The organism is Gardnerella sp. DNF00497B (assembly GCF_049262725.1).
Taxonomy (GTDB): Bacteria; Actinomycetota; Actinomycetes; order Actinomycetales; family Bifidobacteriaceae; genus Bifidobacterium; species Bifidobacterium leopoldii.
In genome coordinates, this window is the sequence record NZ_CP058400.1 from 452,843 (window position 1) to 467,647 (window position 14,805).

General features: G+C 42.6%; 12 protein-coding genes. 10 read left to right on the top strand and 2 right to left on the bottom strand.

The features are described 5' to 3' along the window. The first annotated feature begins 106 nt into the window (after positions 1 to 106). Entirely contained in the window at positions 107 to 874 is a 768-nt protein-coding gene (locus HXT26_RS01550) for a type III pantothenate kinase (RefSeq protein WP_004107486.1), read from the top strand. Positions 875 to 1,140: 266 nt separating this feature from the next. Here the strand turns inward: HXT26_RS01550 and pdxT are convergent, their stop codons facing one another. Both pdxT and pdxS read right to left on the bottom strand, forming a co-directional pair. Further along, a complete protein-coding gene (pdxT, locus tag HXT26_RS01555) occupies positions 1,141 to 1,740 on the bottom strand; it encodes a pyridoxal 5'-phosphate synthase glutaminase subunit PdxT (RefSeq protein ID WP_004118885.1) in 600 nt (199 codons plus the stop codon). Further along, a complete protein-coding gene (gene pdxS / locus HXT26_RS01560; RefSeq protein WP_064340158.1) occupies positions 1,737 to 2,570 on the bottom strand; it encodes a pyridoxal 5'-phosphate synthase lyase subunit PdxS in 834 nt (277 codons plus the stop codon). Before pdxS ends, pdxT begins: the two co-directional genes overlap by 4 nt. A gap of 543 nt (positions 2,571 to 3,113) precedes the next feature. On the opposite strand from pdxS, the gene HXT26_RS01565 reads away from it, so the two are divergent. The 9 genes from HXT26_RS01565 to HXT26_RS01605 all read left to right on the top strand — a co-directional run bounded on the left by HXT26_RS01565 (position 3,114) and on the right by HXT26_RS01605 (position 14,695). Further along, entirely contained in the window at positions 3,114 to 4,805 is a 1,692-nt protein-coding gene (locus tag HXT26_RS01565) for an ABC transporter substrate-binding protein (protein WP_116442786.1), read from the top strand. A gap of 474 nt (positions 4,806 to 5,279) precedes the next feature. Then, complete coding sequence (locus HXT26_RS01570) at positions 5,280 to 6,245, top strand: ABC transporter permease (RefSeq protein WP_422112041.1); 966 nt, start codon at positions 5,280 to 5,282, stop codon at positions 6,243 to 6,245. Positions 6,246 to 6,287: 42 nt separating this feature from the next. Continuing rightward, positions 6,288 to 7,172 carry an ABC transporter permease gene (locus tag HXT26_RS01575; RefSeq protein WP_422112042.1) on the top strand — a complete coding sequence of 295 codons (885 nt, stop codon included), beginning with the start codon at positions 6,288 to 6,290 and terminating at the stop codon, positions 7,170 to 7,172. Next, entirely contained in the window at positions 7,169 to 8,851 is a 1,683-nt protein-coding gene (locus HXT26_RS01580; RefSeq protein ID WP_064340220.1) for an ABC transporter ATP-binding protein, read from the top strand. Before HXT26_RS01575 ends, HXT26_RS01580 begins: the two co-directional genes overlap by 4 nt. A gap of 117 nt (positions 8,852 to 8,968) precedes the next feature. Then, positions 8,969 to 9,463, top strand: coding sequence for an S-ribosylhomocysteine lyase (locus HXT26_RS01585; RefSeq protein ID WP_004118906.1), 495 nt, complete (start codon positions 8,969 to 8,971; stop codon positions 9,461 to 9,463). Between the two features lie 53 nt (positions 9,464 to 9,516). Beyond that, positions 9,517 to 10,056 (top strand): histone acetyltransferase, encoded by a 540-nt coding sequence (locus HXT26_RS01590; protein WP_032842431.1) that lies wholly within the window; start codon positions 9,517 to 9,519, stop codon positions 10,054 to 10,056. Positions 10,057 to 10,141: 85 nt separating this feature from the next. Further along, positions 10,142 to 11,521, top strand: coding sequence for an alanine racemase (gene alr / locus HXT26_RS01595; RefSeq protein WP_064340221.1), 1,380 nt, complete (start codon positions 10,142 to 10,144; stop codon positions 11,519 to 11,521). A 64-nt stretch (positions 11,522 to 11,585) separates the two neighbouring features. After that, positions 11,586 to 12,869, top strand: a complete 1,284-nt coding sequence (locus HXT26_RS01600; RefSeq protein ID WP_422112043.1) for a deoxyguanosinetriphosphate triphosphohydrolase — start codon at positions 11,586 to 11,588, stop codon at positions 12,867 to 12,869. Positions 12,870 to 12,952: 83 nt separating this feature from the next. Next, entirely contained in the window at positions 12,953 to 14,695 is a 1,743-nt protein-coding gene (locus HXT26_RS01605; RefSeq protein WP_116442785.1) for a PASTA domain-containing protein, read from the top strand. Positions 14,696 to 14,805: the final 110 nt, after the last annotated feature.

The following is a 14,805-nucleotide window of genomic DNA, read 5'->3' on the forward strand; positions in this document are numbered from 1 at the left end:
TAGTATAAATACAATAGGATAGTATAAATACACATACAATACGTGCGCGCGTGATTGCAGATTAACTTAATTAATCCGTAAATGTCAATATAGGAAGTAGGCACACATGTTATTAGCAGTAGACATTGGTAATACGAATATTGTGCTGGGTTTTTTGGAAAATAACCAAATTGTTGGCACTTATCGTATGACAACAAAGTCTAATCATACATCAGACGAGTATGGCATTATGATTGCGCAATTTTTGCATTTAAGCGGATTTACAATAAACGATGTTGAAGATGTTATCGTTGCTTCTGTTGTGCCGAAAGTTATGCATTCATTCCGCGCTAGTATTATCAAATTTCTTCATATTGATCCTATGATTGTAGGTCCTGGTGTTAAAACCGGTATGAATATTCGTATTGATGAGCCAAGAACTCTTGGCGCGGATTGTTTAGCTGATTGCGTTGGTGCGTTTAGTGAGTATGGAGGATCTGTACTAGTTATTGATTTTGGTACGGCAACAACTTACAACTATATAGATAAAAGTGGTGCTATTACTTGCGGACTTATTTGCACAGGTATTCGTACTGCAGCTGCGGCACTTTGGGATAACACGGCTCAGCTTCCAGAAGTGGAAATAGCTAGACCGCAGTCTGTTCTTGCAAAATCTACTAAACTCGCAATGCAAGCTGGATTATATTACAGCTTCTTGGGTGGAATTGAGCGTACAATTGCACAATTTAAAACTGAAATAGACGAGCCATTTAAGGTAGTTGCTACTGGTGGCTTGGGTAGGCTTTTTGAAAATGACGTGCAATCGATTGATTATTACGATCCGGATCTTATTTTCAAAGGTATGGCTTCGATTTATCAGCGAAACTTGCGCTAATAGTAAATATCGTTTATTTGTTGTTTTTTGCTCCAAACGTGGGTAATTTTGCTCGTGCTTGGAGGGCTTTGGGTTGTGTTGTGCTCCAAATGTGAGGGAGGTCTGCCTTCGTCGATAAATATGAAGGCAGGATAGTTTTCGTTCTGTGTCAATGTTCAGAATCAAAAACCTCCGCAAATATTGCTACTTGCGAAGGTTTGTATGTAACTTATTTAAGATTTACGCTTTAACTGGCGCTTTACTTACGTTTTTATTTGCAAATTCGATTACAAATCCAGGAAAAGCTGATGGATTCGCATATCGTCGTCAAGCTCCGGGTGGAAGGATGTGCCGATTTGCTTTCCTTGGCACGCGGCGACAACATGACCATCTACAGTTGCAAGAGCTTTGGCATTAGAGCCTACTTCTGCAATGTAAGGCGCGCGAATAAACGTCATCGGCACATTGCCTAGCTCACCAAACTCAGCCTCGCAATGGAAGCTTCCGAGCTGGCGTCCGTAAGCATTGCGTTTAACTGTTACGTCTAAAGTGCCAAAACCGTTTACTTCGTCACCTTCTACGTTTTTCGCAAGCAAAATCAAACCTGCGCAAGTGCCAAGAACAGGCATTCCTCCTGCAATGCGCTCGCGCAAAGGTTCGAGCATATTTTGCTCACGAAGAAGCTTAGCCTGCACAGTGCTTTCGCCGCCCGGAAGTACTAAGCGGTCAAAAGACTGCTCCAAATCGCGCGCTTGACGAAGTTCAATAACGTGTGCGCCTAATTTTTCAAGCATTAAGCGATGTTCAAGAAAAGCACCTTGAACAGCTAAAACTGCTACAGTATGAGCGGAGTTATCAGTATTGGTAGGTGAGTTTGACAAAATCACTCGCCTCGCTCAGCCATTAAAAGCTTGATTTCCTGCTCGTTAATGCCAACCATAGCTTCGCCCAAGTTTTCGGAAAGTTGAGCAATCATCTTGGCATCCTTGTAATTAGTTACAGCCTTAACGATTGCGGCAGCGCGCTTTGCTGGGTCTCCAGACTTAAAGATGCCGGAGCCAACGAATACGCCTTCGGCACCAAGCTGCATCATTAAAGCAGCGTCGGCTGGGGTAGCAACGCCGCCGGCTGCGAAGTTAACAACAGGAAGCTTGCCGTTTTGTGCAACGTATTTTACGAGTTCGAAAGGCACGCGCAAATTTTTGGCTTCTTCAAAAAGCTCATCCTCGCGCATGCTTGTAAGCTTACGAATTGCGGAATTCATCATGCGCATGTGACGCACAGCCTGAATCACGTCTCCAGTTCCAGGCTCGCCCTTAGTGCGAATCATGGAAGCACCTTCGTTAATTCGGCGCAAAGCTTCGCCCAAATCCTTAGCGCCGCAAACGAAAGGCACAGCAAAATCGCGCTTATTGATGTGATACACGTCGTCGGCTGGAGAAAGCACTTCGCTTTCGTCGATGTAGTCGATCTCGATAGCTTCAAGCACTTGTGCTTCAACAAAGTGACCGATGCGGCATTTTGCCATAACAGGAATAGACACAGCCTCTTGAATGCCGTGAATCATTGCTGGGTCGCTCATACGAGAAACGCCGCCGGCTGCGCGAATATCAGCAGGAATACGTTCCAAAGCCATAACTGCGCACGCGCCAGAATCCTCAGCAATTCGCGCCTGCTCTGGGGTGGTGACATCCATAATCACGCCGCCTTTAAGCATTTGTGCCAGTTGACGGTTCAATGCTGTACGGTCTTCGCCGCTTTTGTTTTGCGGATCCGAGGATTCGTTCACAGTTACCGTAGTATTCAAGTTCTCAGCCATCATTCCTCGCTTTAGCTTTAACATATGAGCTTTAACATATGAGATACGTGTATGCATCTTAATATTTCGTGAATTTGCGCGCTTCTACGCTTTAATCTTATGTCGATTATTGCGTACGTTTGCAAGTTTACGTTCTGTTGGAATTTAACCACATTCGTAGGATATATCTCATATGTATTGGTATAAAAATATTACAAAAATATACAAAATATGATTTGATTTTTTGGACGCGCCATAGATGAGACTGGCTTGTCAATCGACTACGATTAGTAATGCAGTCGACTTGTATTTGGGTTTATGTGGTATGCAAATAGTTATGTTTGCAAATGTGCATTTCCAATAAAGCGGCGAGCTATAAGACAAGAATAAATAAAGAATAAATAAAGAAATAAATAATAACAAATAAATAATGTTTATATGCCATTAAGAAAGGTTTATGGTATGGCTAACAGCAAACCTGAGGAAAGCGTGCACGAAGAAAACGGCGCGACTGAAAAATTCTCCGGTAAAACTAACAATGAGACTAATAAAAGCACTTCTTTCGCTGCGAGCACTGACTCTTCGCTGAATGAAGCTGAAAAATATGCTTATTCAGGCTCGAAACGCAAAATGGGCAAGATCTGGCTATTTAGCTTAGCTATTGTTTTGGTAGTAGTGTTTAGTGCAATTTTTGCAACTCTTACTACATCTAATAAACCAAATAAATCAAATTCAGTATCGGAAATTTCGAACAAAACTGTATCTATAGGTCTAAAGTTAGCTCCTACGAATCTTGATATCCGTAATCAATCAGGTTCCTCACTCGACCAGTTGCTTATTGGTAACGTGTATGAAGGCTTAGTTGCTCGCAATGCTACTAATCAGGTAGTTCCTTCGTTAGCTCAAAGCTGGGAAGTAAGTAAAGATGGTTTGCGTTACACATTCCACATGCGTAAGGGTGCTGTATTTTCTAACGGCAATAAGCTTACTGCGCATGATGCAGAATGGTCGTTTAGCGAGCTTATTGCTAAAAAATATCGCGGCTCTAACATGGTTGGAAAAGTTGAGTCTGCTAAAGCAAAAGATGATTACACGTTTGAAATCACTCTTAAAGAGCCAAATGCTAAGCTTTTGTGGGCACTTTGCAGTCGTTCAGGTTTAGTTTTTGATAAAAGCGCAAAGTATGATGCAAAAACTCAAGCAGTTGGTTCTGGACCGTATTTAATTGACAAATTTGTGCCAAATGATCGTGTTGTTTTAAAAGCAAATCCGCGTTATAAAGGTATTCATCGTGCGCAAACTAATAAGATAGTAGTTCGCTATTTTGTTGACGATAACGCAGCGGTTGACGCACTTTCTTCCGGTTCTGTGCAAGCATTAGCTCCTATTTCTGGTCAACTTGCTAAGCCTTTTAAAGATGATTCCAAGCGTTACGATGTCAGTGCAGGTAATGGCACAGATAAATTTGTTCTAGCTATGAATATGAAAGGCGAACGTACTAAGGATAAGCGCGTGCGCAAAGCTATTCGTTACGCGATTGATCACAAGCAAATTATTGCATCTCGTGGCGGCACGGATTTAGCTCTTGGTGGTCCAATTCCTTCTCTTGACCCTGGTTATGAGGATTTAACTAAGCTGTATCCTCATGATTTGCAGCGCGCTAAGGAGCTAATGAAGGAAGTCGGATTTGACGAATCTCATCCTATGGATTTGACGCTTACTTATCCGAATATTTACGGCACGCAAATTGGCGATCAGCTGCGCTCGCAATTGAAGCCTATTGGAATCAATTTGAAAGTTAATATTGTTGAGTTTACTACTTGGCTTCAAGATGTTTATAAGAATAAGCAGTATGATTTGTCGATGGTTGATCACAATGAGAGTCACGATTTTGGGCAGTGGGCGGATCCTACGTATTACTACGGTTACGACAATAAGCAAGTCCAGGATTTGTATGCTAAAGCTATGCTTTGTGCGGATCCTAAAGAGTCAAATAAATTGCTTGCTAAAGCTGCGCGAATTATTAGCGAGGATGCTCCTGCTGATTGGCTGTTTAACTATCGCGTTGTAACTGCGAAAATGAAGAATCTTGAAGGAATGCCTTTTGACATGAATCAAGAGATTTTGCCGCTATACAACCTGCGGCTTAACTGATTTTGTGTTAGCTGTGCGCGACGACCTGCCTTCGCGCATAGAGCGTAGCGCGCGAAGGCAACTCGGAGCGCCGAGCTTGCTCAAGTTGAAAGCACAGTGTGCTTTCAGCGCAAGCGAGGTCTGCCTTCGTCTCGATTGACGAAGGCAGGGAAGACTCACATGTGGGCACATTGGGAATTTGGTTGTGGTTTGTGTGCGCTGACGACCTGCCTTCGCGCATATTCCTCACGGCATAGCCGTTCGGCTGATTTAGCATGTGAAGCACACCGTGCTTCACAATTGAGCCAAATCACGCTTTGAAGGAGCTTGAAATCCTGTTGATTTCAAGCTCGGTCAAAGCGCGCGAGCGTAATCTGCGCGAGTGTCCCAAAACATGCAAAATGAGACACTCGCGCAGCACGCAAACTGCACTGTGCCCGAATTTGTGTATTTGTGGTGTGTTTCGACTAGAAGAACATAGAAAGGAGGCATTTTATGTTTCGCATGATTTGCTACAGAGTATTGCTGTTTACTCTCGCTTTACTTGGTATTTCTGTAGTTATTTTCATATCGTTACGTGTACTTCCGGGCGATGTTGCGCAAGTTATGGCCGGCTTAAACGCTCCTAGCGGAAAAGTAGAGGAGCTTAGAGCAGAACTTGGTATTAATAAACCACTTTTTATGCAGTATGTTGACTGGATTTGTGGTGTTTTCCGCGGTGACTTTGGCGTGTCTATGTTAACTGGTCGTTCTGTAAGTTCAACTATTGCGATGCGTGCTTCTATTACTTTTCCGCTGATTCTTTTGGGTCTGTTTATTGCTTTAGTGGTTGGTATTTCACTTGGATGTTTGCAAATTACTCATGAAGGCAAACTTTCACAGGCAATTATGCGCTTTTTGGCTATTACAGCAGGCTCTGTTCCAGCATTATGGGGTTGCATGCTACTTATTTTGCTATTAGGACGCGGTATTGGTGTGTTCAGTTTGTTGCCAACTCAAGGTTTCCCTACAGATGGCTGGAGCGAATTTCCTGAAGCTTTTGCGTCTCTTCTTATTCCGGCTCTTACAGTAGGACTTATTGTTGGCTCTAGTTTTATGCGTTACACTGCTGCAACTGTTGAAAATATTGTTAAAAGTGAAGTAGCTTCTCAAGCTATGGCTTGCGGAATGACTCGCAAACAAGTTGTGTGGCGTGTTGGTTTGCGACTTGCTCTTCCTCAACTTGTATCTGTTATTGGTTTAACTTTCGCTCATATGGTTATGGGCGTGATGGTTATTGAAAACCTGTTTTCCTTACCTGGTATTGGTACGGGAATGGTTCGAGATGTTGGTTTGCGCGATCTAATTGCAGTGCAAGGTGAGCTTTTTATGCTTGCTGCGCTGTTCTTACTAATCGGCTTTGTAGTTGACATTACCCATCGACTACTTGACCCTAGGTTATCTAAAGATAGTTTGAATTAATTTCCTATTGTTGAATCTAACATGCGAATAAGGTGAGTTTTTATGTGCAATATGTCTAAAAAAAGTATCAAAGTAAAATCTACTTTGTTTAAGCGCATATGGAATGCTACTTTCGGTAAATTTGTGTGTTTAACGTTTGCAATATGGTTTTTTGTTGCTTTGCTTTCGCTTTTATGGACTCCGTACTCACTTTTAGAAACTAATGGTTTTAAAGTATGGCAGAAGCCGTCTTTTTCGCATTGGCTTGGCATGGACGGCACTGGTTCAGATATGCTTAGTTGGCTTATGGCAGGTTCAAGAATTGAGCTGATTCTCGTTTTTTCTACTGTTCTAGTTGCTACTTGTATTGGGTTTATTGTTTTGAGCTTTATGATTTCTAGTTCACAAATTGTTCGCACAATAAGCATTATGTCTGTTGACGCATTGATTTCTATTCCAACTGTTTTAATTGCGCTTATACTTGCAGTTCCGTTTGGAGCTAGTGTTGTTGTGATTGTTATTGCTTGTGGAACTGGCTATGGCTTGAATTTAGCACGTATTGTACGACCTAGTGCGCAGCTTGCGTTGCAATCTGATTATGTGACTTCAGCTGTTTTGCAAGGTTCCTCGCGTAAATATGTTCTTATTCATCATGTTTTACCAAATATTATTCCTGTTGCTTTTGTTGAGCTTTCTCTTTCTGCAGGAACTGTTATTTTGGCTGAAAGTGGCTTAACATACTTGGGTATTGGTGTTCCTTCTGGAGTTCCTAGCTGGGGGCGCGTGTTGGCTACTTCTGTTTCGTTAATTCACGTAAATCCTTTATCGGTTGTCTGGCCGGGTTTGATTGTGACTGTGGTTGTTGTTGCTCTTAATCTTTTTGGTGACGTATTGCGCAAAGTTTTAGATCCTTCATCAAAAAGTACGAATAAAGTAGGGGAAAAATGAGCTTAAATATTCAAAATCTCACGCTAAAACTTGGCGGAAAACTAATTCTTGACAACGTATCAATTGAGATTTCTGACGGTGAGCGTGTTGGCTTAGTTGGTTCCTCTGGCTCTGGCAAATCTATGCTAATTCGAGCTATAACTGGATTATTGCCGTCAAATGCTGAAATTTCAGGCTCTTGTATGCTTGGCAATTTTCAAACAGTGAAAGCAAAAGATGAAAATTTAGCTTCTATTCGCGGAAAATACGTTGGTGTAGTATTTCAGCAGGCTAATAGAGCGCTTAATCCAATGTTAAGCGTTGAAAAACAAATTTCTTTGCCTTTGCGAATACATTACAATCTAGATGATGACGATATTCACAATCGAGTATGCATGATGCTTGAAAAAGTAGGGTTGTCGAAAAATCTCGCATCTAAACGCACGTTTGAGCTTTCTGGAGGTCAACAGCAGCGAGTTGGTATTGCTACAGCTTTGATTACTTCTCCGCGTTTGATTTTGGCTGATGAGCCTACTACCGCGCTTGACTCGGTTACACAAAGTGAAGTTGTGCGAATGCTTGCTTCACTTGTAGATGATATGGGCGCTTCAATGCTTTTTGTAACGCACGATTTTTCTGTGCTTTCGCATGCTGCTAATCGTTGCTATGTGCTTGATTCTGGGCGTGTGGTCGATAGTGAAAATATTAAGAATTTGCTTGATAATCCGCGTATTTCTTCTACTAAACAATTAGTGAGTGCTGCTAAAAAGTTGACTTTTAGAGCGCAAAATTTAGGTTCTAAAAATTTAGATTCTGTAAAAGTGGGTTCTGCAAATGTTGATTTTGCAAATACTGGTTCTGCAAACGTTGATTCTAAGAAATTTAATTCCCGTATTGGCAATAGTGAAGAGAATTCGCTTATAAATGCAAAAAATATTCACGTTATTTTAGGTCGCGCAAAAACTCGTGCTGAAGTGTTAAGAGGCGTAGATTTAAATCTTAATATCGGCGAATCTTTGGCGATTATTGGCGGATCTGGTTCCGGCAAAACAACTCTTATACGCGCTATGTTGGGGCTTGAAACTCTTTGCGAAGGAAACGTTACTTATTGCGGTGAAATTGTAAATAATGCCAATTTATTAGAAGTAAATAAAAATGCTTGTACGCTTATGAGACGCGAATCGTCGCTTGTATTTCAGCATCCGTTTGCCGCATTGGATCCACGCTGGACAGTTCAAAAAAGTGTTGCTGAGCCTCTTAGAATATGGCAAAAATCGCTTAAATTAGACGATGCAACTATTGAGCAGCGTGTTTGTGAAATGCTGAAATTAGTAGGCTTAAAACCTGAAGATTTTTTGGAACGTCATCCTCACGAGCTTTCTGGCGGTCAAGCGCAATGTGTTTGTATTGCTCGCGCATTAATCAATAATCCTCGAGTTTTGCTTGCTGACGAGCCTATGAGTGCAATTGATGTTGCGGAAAGAACTCGCATTTTAGACGCTTTTGCATCCATTCGCTCCGAGCGTAAAAGCATGTCATGCATATTTGTAAGTCATGATTTGGGTATGATCCGGCATTTAGCAACGCGAGTTATTGTTCTTAATGAAGGAAAAGTTGTGGAATGTGGCAGTGTAAATGATGTGCTCAATAATCCACAAAATGACTACACTCGTGCTCTTGTAAACGCAGCAATCATGTAAATAAATCTTTCTACTAATAAATCTTTCAACTAATTAGGCAACTACCGTCTACTATAGAAGTACTCACTACGTTAAAGAGTACGTTGTTTATTGTGTAGTTAAGTGAAGGGAATACTTATGAATAAGCAGGATGCGTCTAGACCTAGACCAGAAAGTTTTGAACTAGATCATACTAAAGTAAAAGCACCTTATGTGCGCTATATCAATACGCAAAAAGGTCCTAATGGGGATGTTATTTCCAACTATGATATTCGTTTAACGCAGCCTAATGAGGAAGCGATTCCTACTGCAGCTTTGCACACAATTGAGCATATGATTGCAGTGTTACTTCGTGAGCGTATTGATGGCTATATTGATTGCTCGCCTTTTGGCTGCAGAACTGGTTTTCATCTGCTAACTTGGGGCGAACACAGCACAGAAGATGTGGCGCGCGCTTTAAAGGAATCTCTTGAGTTTATTGCGTTTAATGCCACCTGGGATGATGTTCCTGCAACAACTATTGAATCTTGCGGCAACTATAGAGACCACAGTTTATTTGGTGCTAGTCAATGGTGTAAAGATATTCTAGCGAAGGGAATTAGTTCGGATCCTTTTGAGCGCAAACTTGTGTAAGTAATAATTAGCTAATTTTGCGTGATTTTATTTGGTTTCTTTTAGAGGTTGGCATGGAAGATATAACATTGAGAAAAGCAACTCTTGGTGACTTGCGAAATATTGAGCATATTTATGAAAATGCTCGCAAATTTATGCGTGTTACAGGCAATCCTCATCAGTGGGGGAATAGTTTTCCACTTGTTTCAAGTGTTATTGAGGATATTCGTTTAAAACGTTTCTATTTGATTGTTGACGAGGATCCAGAATCGCATAACGAGCGTATTTTAGCGCAATTCGCATTATGCGAAGGTGTTGATGAAGTGTATGCCAGTATTGACGGTGCATGGCTTGATGATATTTCCCCTTATGTAACAATTCACCGCTTAGCATCTTCGGGAATAAAACCAAAAATGGCAACAGCGTGCTTGCATTGGGTGCAGCAAAACTATAATAATGTACGCATTGATACGCATCCAGATAACGTGATTATGCAAAAAGTAATTACGCGTGCAGGGTTTAGTCGTTGTGGATTGGTCGTTATTCCAGATCGTGCGCACAGTGCAGTACGTATTGCATACCAATGGGTGCAAACACTTAATCATGTCATATGAAATGCGCATGTGTTCTTAAAAAGCTTATGGAGAGTATGCAAAAGAGCATGTAGCATTAAAGCATACTAAATCAGTTAGGTGAGTTATGAGTACAGATTTAAGTAATGCGGCAAGTAATAGTGCACGTAATGCGGCAATGTTAGAAGCAAACTATGCTCGCACGTTAAGCGTATACCCTGGGCAAGTAATTGTCGATTTGAAGGCGCTTCGAGACAATATGCGTACTTTGGTTGAGCGCGTTTCGCAAGATTTGCAGCCTAGTCAGAATGCGCCGGAAGTTATGGGAGTCGTAAAAGCAGACGGATACGGTCACGGGCTTGTTCCTAGTGCGCTCGCGGCTTTGGCTGGAGGTGCTACTTGGCTTGGCACAGCTCAACCGTACGAAGCGTTGCGTTTGCGTGCAGCTGGTATTGATTCTAGCCGTTGCCATATTCTCACTTGGCTTACTAGCGCTCCAACTACGAGATTTGCAGATCTGATTACAGCAGATATCGATATTTCAGTAGGCTCTGTTGACTCTCTTGATGCTGTAGCTTTTGCTGCACGAAAGTTAGGTAAACCTGCTCGCGTGCACGTAAAAGTCGATACTGGTTTTGGACGAAACGGTTTTACGCCAGAAGGTTTTAGTGCCGCTCTAGAAAAATTGCAACAATACTCTAGTGAAGGCGTAATTGAGGTTATTGGCCAATGGAGTCACTTAGCTGTGGCAGATTCTCCTGATGTTCCAGAATTTGTAGATGCAACCGACCGGCAAATCCAACAATTCCACGAGTTTACAAATCGCATGAAAGAAGCATCTGTGGCACCTAAAATCCGCCATTTAGCGAATACTGCTGCAACGCTTAATCGTCCAGAAATTCGTTTTGAGCTTGTTAGACCAGGAATTGGTTTGTATGGATACGAGCCGGATCCTGCAATGGGGGATTCTCAAACTTATGGATTGCAACCAGCTATGACGCTTCAAGCGCAACTTGGCACTGTAAAAGCTGTAGAAGAAGGGCATGGAATTTCCTACGGGCGCACGTATTTAACTCCAAATAATACGAGTACTGCTATTGTGCCGCTTGGTTACGCTGACGGAATTTTGCGATCTGCTTCCGGATTTGATATGCAAGGTGCGCGTCATGTTGATAAGCAGGGCGGACCGGTTAGAGTAGAAACCAATAAAGGTGCGCGAATTTTGAATGTTTCAGGGCGAGTTTGCATGGATCAGTTCATAGTTGATTTAAAAGGCGATGCTGCAGAGTTAGGCGTCCGAGAAGGCGATACTGTAACGCTTTTTGGTCCTGGAAGAGGTGTGGAATTTGCTGAGCCTACTGCCGACGATTGGGCAGAAGCTGCAGGAACAATCAGCTACGAAATCATGACTGGAATCGGACCTCGCGTGCCGCGGCTTTACCGCAATGCTTACGAAGTGCTATCTTCTAGCGATATTGCAAAATTGGACGCAAAAAGTCTTATATAGCTTGTTGCTGCTTGGTTTTTTAGAAGGTTAAATTAGCCTTAATTGCAAATAAAAGAGGTGCTGTATGTGCAACGAAGTAATTGCATCGGATAATGAGATCGTTGGCGAATACGATTTGCATGATACTGAGCGCTGGGCGAGTGAGCCTCATCACACTCGTGTGAGAACGCCTTTTGAACGAGATCGTGCGCGAATCATACACTCATCTGCGCTACGTCGATTGGGTGCAAAAAGCCAGGTTTTAGTTGCGGGTTCGGATGATTTTGCTCGAACTCGCTTGACACATACTTTGGAAGTTGCGCAAATTGGTAGGCAAATTGCAGCAATGCTTGGATGCGATCCGGATGTTGTTGATTGCGCTTGCTTATCGCACGACTTAGGGCACCCACCATTTGGCCATAACGGAGAACGCGCGCTCGCAGAATTAGCGAAAAATATTGGTGGATTTGAAGGAAACGCACAAACTCTTCGCTTACTTACGCGCTTAGAACCGAAAGTTTTTCGCGAAAACGGTAGAAGTGCAGGAGTAAATCTTACGCGCGCAGCATTAGATGCTGCAGTGAAGTATCCGTGGGGATTAGAAGAAGCAAAAGCGCACGATAAAGGCGAGCGTGATTTGAAATTCTGTGTGTATCCGGATGATCGAGATGTGTTTGAATGGCTGAAAATTGGTGCTCCACGCGAAGCAAAACCAATGGAATGTCAAATAATGGATCTTTCAGACGACATTGCTTACAGTGTGCACGATATTGAGGATGCGATTGTAACTGGCGCTTTTAACCCTGCTTTAGTTGCGGATTCAAAAGTTGTAGATGAAGTTATTGAAGAAACCCATGCATGGTATGGTGAACGTTGGGATGTAGATAAACTTTTGGATGCTTTGAAACGTTTGCGCTCGCTTCACATGTTTCCTAATTCTTTCGACGGTTCTCGTCGAGCGCTAGCGCAGTTGAAAAATATTACTAGTGCTCTTATTGGTCGTTTTGCAAGCTCTGTTGAGCACGCTACGCGTGAGCGTTATGGCAACGGTCCGCTTGTTCGCTACCGCGCAAACCTTGTGATTCCGGAAAATACTTCCTACGAAATTGTGATGCTGAAAAGCTTAGCTGTGCACTTTATAATCGCTCCTCGCGAGCGTGAAGTTTATAAGCGCGAACAGAAAATTTTGACAGATTTAGTAGAAGTATTTATGAGCAAGTCGCCGCGCTCGCACGATGCAATGGAGGAAGTATTCGTGGGAGATTGGAACGAGTGCACTAACGATGATGAGCGTCTTCGTATTGCAATCGACCAGGTGGCAAGTCTTACAGACGGTTCTGCTACAACTCTTCACGCGGCTTTGTGCTAGGTGCTTTTGCTAAGTGCTTTGTTCTGGGTGAGCTGTGAGTGTAGATTTGTTGTAAAGACTAAAGTGTGCGAAGAAGGTTGAGAATGTTTTGTGCAAATTGCGGGAATAAGATTGATGAAGGTAACAAGTTCTGCAGTTTTTGTGGAGCTGTTGTTGAAAGCGATGTAGCCGATTCATACAGCTCATTAAACTCGTCCAACTTATCAAGCTCGTCGCAATCTCATAATTCCTTCAAATTCGACCCTCTTCATAATCGCAAGCAACTCATAATTATGATTACGAGCATTATTCTTGCAATCGCGCTTGTAATTACAGGCACTGTTTTATATTGCGTAAAAAATCCTAATTCAATCGCAAACTTAACCAGTGCAAAAGCCTACGCTAAAATTCCTAAAGCAAAAGCTGGAGACGATACGGATGGAGTTGTAAAATCCTTGGAAAATAAGGGTTTCCGTGCGAAAGTTATAGACGAGTTTGGCGCCGAAAAGAAGGGCAACTTCCTTCGATACGCAAACGTTAAGCCGGGTTCTAAAGTGTCAACTAAAACAGTTGTAAAAATTCTAAGATCTAAAGGCCCGGGTGTTCCTGCAAAAGGCGTTGTTGGCGCAAGTCTGGACAATGCTAAGAAAATTGTGAAGTCAATGGGCGTTCCAGTAAAACTGCATCACGTTCCTTCCACCGATACTGCAGACGGTAAGATTGTTGCGTCTAGCCCTATGCCTGGAAATGCTGTTGGCAAAGACGGCGTAATAAATATTGCGGTTGGCGAAAAGTGCGATGGCGTGCCAGTTGACGTGTTTGGATTAGATAAAGACAAAGCCAAGGACATGCTATCTTCTAAGCCTTTCAGCGTGGATCTTCGCCCGAAGTTCTCGTCTGCAAAGTATTTTGGCAAAATCGTTGGCGCCTACCCAGCTTTGGGCACTAAAGGCAATCCTAAAGCCGTAACGCTTTACTATGGTGTTGACGCGTCCAAAGCTAAGGATGTGGTGACTGAGCCGATGACTTTCGGAGACGAAACGGCTTATCTTGTAACTCGAGCAGGCTCTTTTGTTGGCAAGTGGTGCACGAAGAGTGGCGATTGCATAAATCTTATTCCGCGTTTTATGAGTGGAGTTTCCGAATTAGACACGGAAGAGAAGGACATTACGGAACTTATACCGGCAGATATTGCTGATAAAAACGGTAGAATACCTGATAAAGACCACAAAGATTATATAAATATGAAAGGTGTTCTTACACTAAATTCAACGGGCCAAGATCCTACGGATTACGCTGTATTTGATAAGAATCTTCCAAATAGTTCAATGATGAGAAATCACCTTATTTCTGGTGATACTGGTGCTGTTGAACTGTATTCTGGTGGAGGAGTTATAGAATGCGGCGGTGAGGATACTTTTATTATGGGTGCTGGATTCGCATGCCTGAATGGAAAATACGTTCAGTATCCAGATAACGATCCAGACGAATATCACCGTATTCAAGATGATCCAGGCAATGGTGTTGGTTTCTACTATACAATGCGAGATTTTATGGTAGTTGTGCCTGTTGGTGCGAAATTCGATAAGCTTGTAAATAGCGGATATTTCGTTGGAAAAGTTGAGAATAAGCCTGATTTGACACGACCGTTTATTTTGCGCAGAAATCCTAAGCTATACAAAGAAACGCGCATGGACCAGAACGCAGGAAGCGATTGGGTTAATCCTTTTGTACCTACGGAGCGTAGTCGCGCGGTTCCGTTCGCTCCAGCTCCGGACGATTCAAACGCGTACTATCTTGTGGAAGAACCTTTCGACTGGAGTGCAATTCCTGGCGAATCACTGTGATTTGGCCGCGTCTAACCACATTTGCCGTGTTATTTTCCCGGCGTTTGTTGCCGTTTCGGCGTTATGTGGAAACATTTGCTGTGAATATTCACGGCGTTTGTTGTCGCATT

Excerpts from the sequence above, each read along its gene's own strand:
- HXT26_RS01590 (WP_032842431.1), top strand. The coding sequence starts at position 9,517 with ATGGAAGATATAACATTGAGAAAAGCAACTCTTGGTGACTTGCGAAAT.
- pdxS (WP_064340158.1), bottom strand. The coding sequence starts at position 2,570 with ATGCTTAAAGGCGGCGTGATTATGGATGTCACCACCCCAGAGCAGGCG.
- HXT26_RS01580 (WP_064340220.1), top strand. The coding sequence starts at position 7,169 with ATGAGCTTAAATATTCAAAATCTCACGCTAAAACTTGGCGGAAAACTA.
- HXT26_RS01570 (WP_422112041.1), top strand. The coding sequence starts at position 5,280 with ATGTTTCGCATGATTTGCTACAGAGTATTGCTGTTTACTCTCGCTTTA.
- HXT26_RS01585 (WP_004118906.1), top strand. The coding sequence starts at position 8,969 with ATGAATAAGCAGGATGCGTCTAGACCTAGACCAGAAAGTTTTGAACTA.
- HXT26_RS01575 (WP_422112042.1), top strand. The coding sequence starts at position 6,288 with ATGTGCAATATGTCTAAAAAAAGTATCAAAGTAAAATCTACTTTGTTT.
- HXT26_RS01605 (WP_116442785.1), top strand. The coding sequence starts at position 12,953 with ATGTTTTGTGCAAATTGCGGGAATAAGATTGATGAAGGTAACAAGTTC.
- alr (WP_064340221.1), top strand. The coding sequence starts at position 10,142 with ATGAGTACAGATTTAAGTAATGCGGCAAGTAATAGTGCACGTAATGCG.
- HXT26_RS01600 (WP_422112043.1), top strand. The coding sequence starts at position 11,586 with ATGTGCAACGAAGTAATTGCATCGGATAATGAGATCGTTGGCGAATAC.
- HXT26_RS01550 (WP_004107486.1), top strand. The coding sequence starts at position 107 with ATGTTATTAGCAGTAGACATTGGTAATACGAATATTGTGCTGGGTTTT.
- HXT26_RS01565 (WP_116442786.1), top strand. The coding sequence starts at position 3,114 with ATGGCTAACAGCAAACCTGAGGAAAGCGTGCACGAAGAAAACGGCGCG.